The sequence below is a fragment of the Pseudomonas sp. dw_612 genome, assembly GCF_018449725.1.
In the GTDB taxonomy this organism is placed as follows: Bacteria; Pseudomonadota; Gammaproteobacteria; order Pseudomonadales; family Pseudomonadaceae; genus Aquipseudomonas.
Genome location: NZ_JAAVVC010000015.1, coordinates 121,774 through 132,927, shown reverse-complemented (window position 1 = coordinate 132,927; position 11,154 = coordinate 121,774). Strand labels below are relative to the sequence as shown.

Sequence of the window (11,154 nt, the reverse complement as noted above, 5' to 3'; positions counted from 1 at the left end):
GCGTCACTCCCTCGTGCAGAACAGTCGTCACTCAGCAGTGCCGGCGAACCCCTGAACCGGGTTTTGCCAACCATGAGCGGCGACGGTTCCAGGCAACACGACGCTCTTATCAATGGCTCCCGGCTACAGGTTGGCCGGGCCTGACATCAACGCATTCGTGGTTATTTATGGAAAAGTCGAAGTTTCGCAAAATCGCTATCGTGAGCGTACTGGTCGTGGTGGCTGGTCTGATCTTCTACAGCGCTCAATCCCCCGGCAAACCACCGGAGTACCTGACCGCCACGGTTGAACGCGGCGACATCGAGAACGCGGTGCTGGCGGCCGGGATTCTGCAGGGCATCAAACAGGTTGATGTCGGTGCCCAGGTTTCGGGGCAGTTGAAATCGCTCAAGGTCAAACTGGGAGACAAAGTCACCAAGGGCCAATGGCTGGCGGAAATCGATCCCGTGGTGCTGCAAAACGCCCTGCGCCAGTCCCAGGTCAATGAAGAAAATCTGGTGGCGAAAAAACGTGCGACCGCCGCGCAATTGAAGGACGCCAAAGCCACCTACGACCGCTACAAAAAACTGCAACCGGACGATGCCATTTCCAAACAGGAATACGAGACCGCCGAGTCCAACTACCAGGTGCAGAACGCCAACCTGGTGTCCCTCGATGCGCAGATCAAGGACGCGCGGATCCAGATCGAAACCGCGCGGGTCAATCTGGCTTACACCCACATCGTCGCGCCCATCGATGGTTACGTCGTCGGCGTCGTGACCCAGGAAGGCCAGACCGTGATCGCCCAGCAACTGGCGCCGGTGCTGCTGAAACTGGCTGACCTCGACACCATGACCGTAAAAGCTCAAGTGTCCGAGGCCGACGTGATTCACATCACCCCGGGCCAGGAAGTGTATTTCACCATCCTCGGCGAGTCGGAAAAACGCTACTACGCCAAGCTGCGCGGCACTGAGCCCGCGCCGCAAAACTTCCTGGAAACCCAGGCTTCCGGCGCGACCAAGCAGAATACGGCGGTGTTTTACAACGGACTGTTCGATGTGCCAAACCCGGATCATCGCCTGCGTATTTCGATGACCGCGCAAGTGCGCATCGTGCTGGACAAGGCCAAGGACGTGTTGATGGTGCCGGTCGCGGCGCTGGGCTCCAAAAACAGCGATGGCAGCTTCGCCGTCCGAGTGCTGGATGCCCAGGGCGTGGCACAGATGCGTAATGTGAAAACCGGCATCAACAACAACGTCAAGGCCGAGATCAAGGAAGGCCTGGCTGAAGGCGACAAGGTCGTCATCGGTGAACCGGCGCCGGCCGTGGCAGGGGCCTGACCATGAGCCGACCATTATTGGAACTCAAGGGCATCAGCCGTAGCTTTGTCGCCGGCGAGAAGGATTTCAAGGCACTCAAAGACATCAACCTGACCATCAATGCCGGCGAGATCGTGGCGATCACTGGGGCCTCCGGCTCGGGCAAATCGACGCTGATGAACGTGCTCGGTTGCCTCGACCACGCCAGCTCCGGCAGCTACAAAGTGGACGGGCGCGAGACCAGCGCCATGGACGACCGTGAACTGGCGGTGCTGCGGCGCGACCACTTCGGGTTCATCTTTCAGCGATACCACTTGCTGCCGCACTTGAGTGCCCTGCATAACGTCGAAATGCCGGCGATCTATGCCGGGGTCGCCGAGACGCAGCGGCACAACCGGGCCGGGGAGTTGCTGGCGCGGTTGGGGCTGGATGGGCATTTGCTGAATCGGCCGAGCCAGTTGTCCGGCGGTCAGCAGCAGCGCGTGAGTATCGCCCGGGCCTTGATGAATGGCGGCGAAGTGATCCTTGCGGATGAACCGACCGGCGCCCTCGACACTGTCAGCGGCAAGGAGGTGATGAAGATCCTGCTGGAGCTGAACGCGGCGGGGCACACGGTGATCATCGTCACCCACGATGAAAAAGTCGCGGCCAACGCCAAGCGCATCATCGAGATTCAGGACGGCGAGATCGTCAGCGATCGCATTAACCTGGAGCGCCCGGTGGAAGACCCGCCGGCACAGGGCGAGCGTCCGCCGAAGGTCAAGCAGTCGAACCGTCTGGTCGCCAGCCTTGGGCTGTTCAGCGAAGCGTTCAACATGGCCTGGGTCGCGTTGATTTCCCACCGCATGCGCACCTTGCTGACCATGCTCGGCATCATCATCGGCATCACCTCGGTGGTGTCGATCGTGGCCATCGGCGAAGGGGCCAAGCGCTATGTGCTCAAGGACATCGCCGCGATCGGCAGCAGTACCATCGAGATTTTCCCCGGTACCGACTGGGGCGACAGTCGCTCGGCGGCTATCGAAACCCTGGTGTTGCCTGACGTTACGGCCCTGAGCGAGCAGTATTACATCGACAGCGCCACGCCCAACGTGGGGCGCAATCTGTTGCTGCGCTACGAAAACATCGACGTGACCGCGACGGTCAACGGTGTGAGCGAGAGTTACTTCCAGGTGCGCGGGATCAAGATGGGCGAGGGCGTTTCATTCGGCAAGGACGATGCCCGGCGCCAGTCCCAGGTGGTGGTGATCGACCACAACACCCGCGTGCGGATGTTTGGCCCGACCGTCAATCCGTTGGGCCAGGTGATTCTGGTCGACAACCTGCCGTGCACGGTGATCGGCGTTACCGAAGACAAGAAAAGCGTGTTCAACACCAGCAAGGCCCTCAACGTGTGGATGCCTTACGAAACCGCGGCCGGTCGGCTGCTGGGCCAGCGTTACCTCGACAGCATCACTGTGCGCATGAAGGATGGCCAGCCGAGCAAAGCAGTCGAGGACAACATCAACAAGCTGATGCAACAGCGTCACGGCACCAAGGACTTCTTCACCTACAACCTCGACAGCATCATGCAAACGGTGCAGAAAACCAGTCAGTCGATGGCGTTGCTGCTGTCACTGATCGCGGTGATTTCGCTGGTGGTCGGGGGGATCGGGGTGATGAACATCATGCTGGTGTCGGTGACCGAGCGCACCCGTGAAATCGGGATTCGCATGGCGGTCGGCGCACGTCAGTCGGATATCCGCCAGCAATTCCTGGTGGAAGCGGTGATGGTGTGCCTGGTGGGCGGGACGATTGGCATTGCACTGTCGTTCGGCATCGGCTTCATCTTTTCATTGCTGGTCAAGGACTGGGCGATGGTGTTCTCGATGGGCTCGATCATCATGGCGTTCGTGTGCTCGACGCTGATCGGAATCGTGTTCGGCTTCGTACCGGCGCGCAATGCGGCGCGGCTTGATCCGATTGAAGCACTGGCGCGGGATTAAACAGGAAAAGACCATCCCCCTGTGGGAGACAATCCCCTGTGGGAGCGGGCTTGCTCGCGAAAGCGGTGTGTCAGCCGACATCAATGTTGAAGCTGAAGCCGCCTTCGCGAGCAAGCCCGCTCCCACATTAGTTTGGGGCCAAACACAACATCTGCGGGCACCGAAAATCCCCTGTGGGATCTGCTGTGAGCTCATGATTTGTGAGCGCCCGAGATCAAATGTGGGAGCGAGCTTGCTCGCGATGACGGTGGCACATTCAGTATCAATGTGGCTGATCTACCGCTATCGCGAGCAAGCTCGCTCCCACAGGGTCAGTGCCAGGCTTGACTGAGAGGTATCAGATCAGGCTTTTTCACCAGCATAGAGCTGCCGGGCTTCTCCGGATTTTTTCACCGCCTGCTCGAAGCGATCCAGCACCATCCCGACTTCGGATTCGGTAATGGTCAGCGGCGGCAGGAACCGCAGCACCGCGCCATGCCGGCCGCCGGTTTCCATGATCAGGCCGTTTTCAAAGCAATTGAGTTTGATCGCCCGTGCACGGGCACCATCGCCCGGGCCTGCTTTGCCTTGGGTGCCGGGCTTGGTGATTTCCACGCCGAGCATCAACCCGCGACCGCGGATATCGCCCATGAATGAATACCGTTGCGCGATCTGCTGCAGACCGCTTTCCAGCAGCTCGCCCATTTTCGCCGCGTGGGCGATCACATTCCCTTCCTTTATATGACGCATGGTGGCCGCACCGGCGACCATCGCGATCTGATTGCCACGGAAGGTGCCGGCGTGCATGCCCGGGCTCCAGGTGTCCAGATGCTCGGCGAACACGATCACCGACAGCGGATAGCCGCCGCCAATGGCTTTGGACAACACCAGGATGTCAGGGACGATGCCAGCGTGCTCGATAGCGAAGGTGCTGCCAGTGCGGCCCAGTCCGGTCTGGACTTCGTCGACGATCAGCAAAATCCCCTGTTCCTGGGTGATGTCCCGCAATGCCCGCAGCCAATTCGCCGAGGCCGGAATGCAACCGCCTTCGCCTTGCACGACTTCAACAATGACCGCCGCCGGTTTGGTCACGCCACCTTCGGGGTCCGACAGCACAGTGCGGATGTAATCGATGGACAGCTGATCCGTGGCCTCGCCATCGGTGCCGAACGGGCAACGAAAGCGATAGGGGAACGGCAGAAAGTGCGTGCCTTGGGCGATGAGGCCGTTGTCGGCCTTGGGGTGCAGGTTGCCCATTGCCGAGAGCGCACCGGCGGTCATGCCGTGATAGCCGCCATGGAAGGCCATCAGGGTCGAGCGTTTGGTGTAATGGCGCGCCAGTTTGATCGCGGCTTCAACGGCATCCGAACCGCTGGGACCGCAGAACAGGATCTTGCTCGTGTTGCGCATTTTTGCCGGCAACATCGAGAACAGTTCCTGCACGAAGGCGTGCTTGGCCGGGGTGGCCAGGTCGAGCGCCTGTTGCAGGTGATCGCCACCGAGAAAATGCAACACCGCGTCCCTGACTTCGGACGGATTATGTCCCAGGGCCAGCGTACCGGCGTTGGACAGACAATCGAGGAACTCATGGCCGTTGGCGTCCTTGACCCGCATGCCCTTGCCACTGACAAACAGGCGCTGGAACGTTCGCGCATACGTGCGTGCATTCGACTCGACTTTGCTGAGATAGCTTAACTCTTCCATATTCGATCACTCATTGGCCGTAGGAAAGAACATCTGACCGGCATTGAAGTCCGGGATAGGCGATGTCGCTGTATTCGCCCGCGCGATGGGTTTCGATCAGGCGTAATTAGCCAATTGGCTCAACAGCCGATTGGCTGGCCCGATCAAGTTTTCATGTCATGAGAAACAGATAACGACGTTATCTTTTGTTATTCAATCATTTGTTTTCAAAGGGATTAACTGTTCAGGTTGGCGAACTTTGAACTCGATAAAAAGCAAAGTTCGATGGGTATGAAAGACACGCTTTGAACCGAATTTGATTCTGCTGGAGCCCTGCATTAATCGCCAATTTATCTGGCCGGACATGTCCCTGTTTCCCACGCCAGACACAGAAACAGCCATCGGTTTAAATCAATCACACACCTGCCTCATTAATTCATGTCGAGGCCATCAACTTTGAAGCACAACTATTTCGTCGTCTTCGTTGACTGATCATTCTCCATGTATCGACTTCCTGAGCCGTGCCTGTGCCTGCGTCGGGCGCCAAGGGACCTATATGTATGCCTTCAAACTTCCAGGCCGAATATTGTGGATTGCACTGTGCGCCATGGTGCTGAGCGGCTGCATGCTTGGACCGGACTATAAGGAGCCGGCGGTGCCGATCCCCGCGAAATGGCAAGCGCCGTTGCCCCATGGGGCGTCGGTGGCAGCCCTGACTAATTGGTGGCAGCAATTCAACGACCCGGCACTGGCCGAATTGATGCGCCTGGCCGAAGCGGACAGTCCTTCACTGGATCAGGCCTTTGCAAAGATCGCCCTGGCCCGCGCGACCCTGGACAGTAATTCAGCGGATGCGTTGCCGCATGTCCAAGGCACCTTGTCCGGAGGACGCGGAGGGCAGTTGACCAGCGTCGACCGCATTAGCGGATCAGGCTCTTCCGCCGAGTTCGACGCGGCGTGGGAGCTGGACTTGTTCGGCAAACTGCGCCGTAACAAAGAAGCCGCGCGCAGCCGCATCGACGCGCGGGTGGACGATTGGCATGACGCGCGCGTCTCGCTGGCAGCCCAGGTCGGCGACAGTTACGTGCAGTACCGCGGCTGTCAAAAACTGGCGCTGGCCTACAGCGATCAAGCCCAGTCCCAGCAGCAGACAGCACGTTCGACGCGCCAATCGCTGCTGGCCGGATTTACTTCGTCCGCCGATGCAGCCCTGGCCGACGCCAGCGCTGCGAGCAATGAATCAACCCTGATCAGCCAGCAGAGCGAGTGCCAGGTGTTGCTTAAAAGCCTGGTCGCGCTGACCGGCAGTGATGAAGGAAAACTGATCGAAGTGCTCAGCCGCACCCCGGCGCAATTGCCCCAGCCCGCCCAACTCAACGTCCAGCAAATACCCGCCGACCTGCTGCGTCAGCGTCCGGACCTGGCGTCCAGCGAGCGCGAACTGGCCGCGGCCAACGCGGACATCGGCGTCGCCCAGGCTGATCGTTTCCCCTCCCTGAGTCTTTCCGGGAATTTTTCCGTCAGCAGCATCCTCGGTGATTTGAACCGCTCCTGGACCTTCGGCCCGGCCTTATCCATTCCAATATTCGATGCGGGCAAGCGCCGTTCGGTGGTGGACAGCGCCAAGGCGAACTACGACTCGGCACTGGCGCTCTATCGCCAGACCTTGCGCACCAGCGTCATGGAAGTCGAACAATCCCTGGTGCGCCTCGATGCCGCTCGGCGCCGGGAAGTACAAGTCGAACGTTCCACCGCCGGCTACCGCGAATCCTACGCAGCCATCGACCGCAACTGGCAGGCCGGCAGTGTCAGCCTGCTTGATCGGGAAACCGCCCGCCGATTGGCCCTTACGTCAGAGATTGAATTGATTACTTTGCAGCAGGACCAAGTGCGCTACTGGATCGCCCTGTACAAGGCGTTGGGCGGTGGCTGGCAAGCCGATCAGCCACAAACCGCATCCCGAGGTAACGGAGCGTGAGGCCGGCCTTGCGCAATGGGTTGATCGCCGCTGGCGTGCTCGTGGCGGTGGTAGCTTTTGTCTCTCTGGGCCAAAAAACCGAACCCGTGGCGGATGCCCCAAGCGTCGCCAGTTTGAGCGTCGAAGTGGTCCAGGCGCGTCGGCAACAGTGGCCGCAGTTGCTGTCGGCCAGCGGCGCACTGGCGCCCTGGCAAGAAGCGGTGATCAGTGCCGAGACCAGCAGCTTGCGCATCGCCAGTCTAGAAGCGGATGTCGGCAGCCGGGTGAAGAAAGGCCAGTTGCTGGCGATCCTGGCCCCGGAAACCGTGCTGGCCGAAGAGAGCAAGCAGCAGGCACTGGTCGCTCAGGCTGTCGCCAGTTTGCAGCAAGCCACTTCCAATGATCGCCGCGCCGGGATTGTGGGGCAGGGCGGCGCCTTGTCAGAGCAGCAACGCGAGGATTACCGCATCAAGGTCGCCACCGCGAAGGCCGATCTGGCCGGCGCCAAAGCAGAGCTGCAAACCGCGCAAATTCGCCTCAAGCAGACGCGCATCGTTGCGGTCGACGACGGCATCATTTCCTCGCGCACCGCGTTGCTCGGCCAGGTGCCGTCGGCCGGCGATGAACTGTTTCGCCTGGTGCGTGACGGGCGCATCGAATGGCAGGCGGAACTGGACGCACGTCAGCTGTCCCGCGTGGAGCCAGGCCAGGTCGCGCGTCTGACCTTGCCGGGCGGGCAGAGCCTGGAGGGGAAAGTGCGCCTGGTGTCGCCGACCCTGAGCACGAAAACCAGCCGTGCGCTGATCTATGTCGCGCTGCCGAAAGACAGCCCGGCCCAGGCCGGCATGTACGCCAGCGGCCAGATCGAACTGCCGCCCCGCGAAGCCCTCACGGTGCCGGACACGGCGGTGATCCTGCGCGACGGTCGCTCTTACGTGTTCACTCTGGGGGACGATTCCCACGTCGCCCAGCGCCCCGTCGAGGTTGGCCGGCGCCTGATGAACTCGGTGGAAATTCTGTCCGGCCTGGATGAGCCCGCGCGCATCGTCCGCTCCGGCGGCGCCTTTCTCAGTGATGGCGCGAGCGTCACCCTGGTCCAGCCACAGCCGCAGGTGGCCCAGCCATGAATATTTCCGCGCTGTCGATCCGCCATCCGGTCCCGGCGGTGATGCTGTTTATCCTGCTGACGATCTTCGGCCTCATAGGTTTCGACAAACTCGGCATCCAGGATTTTCCGGACATGGACCTGCCGGTGGTGGTCATCAGCGCCTCCCTCGAAGGCGCAGCGCCCGAGCAACTGGAAACCGAGGTGGCGCGCAAGCTCGAAGACCAACTCACGTCCCTGCGCTTGCTCAAGCACGTGACCACGATCATCACCGACGGCGCCGTCAGCATCAGCGTCAGTTTCGCCATCGAAAAGGATGGCAACGAGGCGCTGAATGAAGTGCGCAACGCGGTGGACAGCGCGATTCCGCAACTGCCCGCGGCGCTGGACACGCCGTCCGTCTCGCGGCTGACCACCAGCGCCAGTTCGCTGCTGACATACGTCGTCGATTCCGACAGCCTGGATGAAGAGGCGTTGTCGTGGTTTGTCGACAATGAGCTGAGCAAAAAACTGCTGTCGGTCCAGGGCGTGGCGCTGATTTCGCGGATGGGCGGGGTTGATCGGGAAATTCAGGTCAACCTTGACCCAGCGTTGATGGCCGGGCTCGGTATCCGCGTCTCCGATGTGGCGGGTCAACTGAAAGCGATGCAGAAGGACAACTCCGGCGGCCAGGGCAACCTCGGCAGCGGGCAGCAGTCACTTCGCACGCTGGGAGCGATTGACGACCCGGCGGCGCTCGGTGCCATTGATATTCCGAGCGGTGACGGGCGCCTGCTGCCGTTGCGGCAACTGGCGGATATCCGCGACACCCACGCCGAACGCAGCACCCGGGCGTTTCGCGATGGCAAACCGGTGATCGGTTTTCAGGTCGTGCGTTCGCTGGGGTTCTCCGATGTCGGCGTGGCCGCTGGCGTGCGTGAAGCCATGACCGAGTTCGCCAAACAACATCCCAACGTGCAGATCGTTGAAGCGAGCGATGCCGTGGAGTCGGTCATCGACAACTACCACGGTTCGATGAGCTTGTTGTACGAAGGCATGCTCCTGGCGGTGCTGGTGGTCTGGTGGTTTTTGCGCGACTGGCGGGCGACGCTGATCGTGGCCACGGCATTGCCCCTGTCGATCATTCCCACATTTGGCGTGATGTACCTGGCCGGTTTCACGCTGAACACCGTGTCCTTGCTGGCCCTGGCGCTGGTCATCGGCGTGCTGGTGGACGATGCCATCGTCGAGATCGAGAACATCGCCCGACACTTGCGCATGGGCAAGACCCCACGCCAGGCGGCCATCGAAGCGGCGGACGAAATCGGCCTTGCGGTGCTGGCGACCACCATGACCCTGGTCGCGGTGTTCCTGCCCACGGCGTTCATGGGCGGTATCGCCGGCATCATCTTCCGCCAGTTTGGAGTGACGGCCTCGGCCGCGCTGCTCTTTTCCTTGCTGGTAGCGCGGTTGCTGACGCCGATGATGGCCGCCTATTTCCTGCGGGCCCGGCACGAGGCCGAGCACGATGGCAGGGTCATGAAGCGTTATCTGGGCTGGATTCACGGCACGCTGAACTGGCGCAGAACCACGATGCTCTGCGCCAGCTTGTTTTTCATCGGTTCGCTGATGCTGATTCCATTGCTGCCCACCAGTTTTCTGCCGGCCGCCGATACGTCCCGCAGCAAAGTCATTCTCGAACTGCCACCCGGCGCGACCCTGGACCAGACCACGGCAATGACCCTGCTGGCCAACGAAAAGCTCAACGCCATGCCTGAAGTCAAACACGTCTTCAGTTCGGTGGGAACCGCCAGCAGCTCAGGCTCCGGGCCCAAGGACATCACCGGCAATGGTGATTCGATTATCACCGTGGACCTGGTGCCCCGTGGTGAGCGCGCGCTCAAGCAGGTCGAAGTCGAAGCGAAAATCCGCCAGGCGTTGCGCACCTTGCCTGGGGTGCGGGTCAACGTCGGCGGCGATGGCAGCGGCGAGAAACTTGACATCGTGCTGGCCAGTGACGACGGCGACTTGCTGGTGCGCACCGCCAGCGCCCTGGAGCCGCAGCTGCGGCAATTGCAAGGCATCGGCAACGTGACGTCCAGTGCCGCGTTGCAGCGTCCGGAAATCCAGATGCACCCCGATTTCGCCCGGGCGGCGGAGCAGGGCATCACCAGCCAGGAAATCGCCGATACCCTGCGCATGGCGACCTATGGTGAATATTCCTCGGCACTGGGCAAGATCAACTTGTCGCAACGTCAGGTGGATGTTCGGGTGCGCATGGACCCGCTGGTGCGCAACGACCTGGACGCGATCAACCAATTGCGCGTGACCGGTCGCGACGGCCAGGTGTCACTGGCTTCACTGGGTGACCTGCGCATGGGCAGCGGGCCGGCGCAAATCACCCGGCTCGACCGCTTGCGCAACATCACGCTGTCCATCGAGCTCAATGGCCGCACCGTGGGTGAAGTCATGGCCGAGGCCAGCCAGTTGCCGGTGATGAAAAATCTTCCCCCCGAAGTGAAACTGGTGGAGGCGGGCGAGTTGCAACTGATGAGTGAACTGTTCGGCAGTTTCAGCTTGGCCATGGCCATCGGCGTGTTTTGTATTTATGCGGTGCTGGTGTTGCTGTTCCACGATTTCTTGCAGCCGGCGACGATTCTGTCGGCCTTGCCGCTGTCGTTGGGCGGCGCGCTGGTCGCACTGTTGATCTGCAACCTGAGTTTTTCCCTGCCGTCAGTGATCGGTTTGCTGATGCTGATGGGGATCGTGACCAAGAACTCAATTCTGTTGGTGGAGTACGCGATCATGGCGCGCCGGGATTACGGCCTGAATCGCTACGATGCGTTGGTCAACGCTTGCCACAAGCGTGCCCGCCCGATCCTGATGACCACCATCGCCATGGGCGCCGGGATGCTACCGACCGCGATGGGCATCGGCGAAGACCCGAGTTTCCGGCAGCCGATGGCCGTCGTGGTGATCGGCGGTTTGCTGACCTCGACATTGCTCAGTTTGTTGGTGGTGCCGGTGATCTTTACCTATGTGGACGATGTATTGCAGTCGCTCAAACGTCGCGTTGGCGTACTGCCGGACAGGGAGGTGGCGCATGAAGGCTGAAGCAGGATTCCCCGACCCGAGCCTGTTGTGGGCTGCGGTCGGGAAAAGAGTGGA

General features: G+C 61.0%; 6 protein-coding genes. 5 read left to right on the top strand and 1 reads right to left on the bottom strand.

Going from position 1 to position 11,154, the window contains the following annotated elements:
• Window positions 1-167 precede the first annotated feature (167 nt).
• Both macA and HB680_RS21925 read left to right on the top strand, forming a co-directional pair.
• Window positions 168-1,319: a macrolide transporter subunit MacA gene (gene macA, locus HB680_RS21930; RefSeq protein WP_213940589.1), complete on the top strand. Its 1,152-nt coding sequence runs from the start codon at window positions 168-170 to the stop codon at window positions 1,317-1,319.
• A gap of 2 nt (window positions 1,320-1,321) precedes the next feature.
• The gene (locus tag HB680_RS21925) at window positions 1,322-3,283 is read left to right on the top strand and encodes a MacB family efflux pump subunit (protein WP_213940588.1); all 1,962 of its coding nucleotides are present in this window, start codon (window positions 1,322-1,324) and stop codon (window positions 3,281-3,283) included.
• A 342-nt stretch (window positions 3,284-3,625) separates the two neighbouring features.
• Here the strand turns inward: HB680_RS21925 and HB680_RS21920 are convergent, their stop codons facing one another.
• A complete protein-coding gene (locus HB680_RS21920; RefSeq protein ID WP_213940587.1) occupies window positions 3,626-4,966 on the bottom strand; it encodes a diaminobutyrate--2-oxoglutarate transaminase family protein in 1,341 nt (446 codons plus the stop codon).
• A gap of 535 nt (window positions 4,967-5,501) precedes the next feature.
• On the opposite strand from HB680_RS21920, the gene HB680_RS21915 reads away from it, so the two are divergent.
• The 3 genes from HB680_RS21915 to HB680_RS21905 all read left to right on the top strand — a co-directional run bounded on the left by HB680_RS21915 (window position 5,502) and on the right by HB680_RS21905 (window position 11,100).
• Window positions 5,502-6,923, top strand: coding sequence for an efflux transporter outer membrane subunit (locus HB680_RS21915; protein ID WP_213940586.1), 1,422 nt, complete (start codon window positions 5,502-5,504; stop codon window positions 6,921-6,923).
• A gap of 65 nt (window positions 6,924-6,988) precedes the next feature.
• Window positions 6,989-8,029, top strand: a complete 1,041-nt coding sequence (locus tag HB680_RS21910) for an efflux RND transporter periplasmic adaptor subunit (protein ID WP_256735601.1) — start codon at window positions 6,989-6,991, stop codon at window positions 8,027-8,029.
• Window positions 8,026-11,100 (top strand): efflux RND transporter permease subunit, encoded by a 3,075-nt coding sequence (locus tag HB680_RS21905; RefSeq protein ID WP_213940585.1) that lies wholly within the window; start codon window positions 8,026-8,028, stop codon window positions 11,098-11,100. The genes HB680_RS21910 and HB680_RS21905 overlap by 4 nt, the downstream gene beginning before the upstream one ends.
• The last annotated feature ends 54 nt before the right edge of the window (window positions 11,101-11,154 follow it).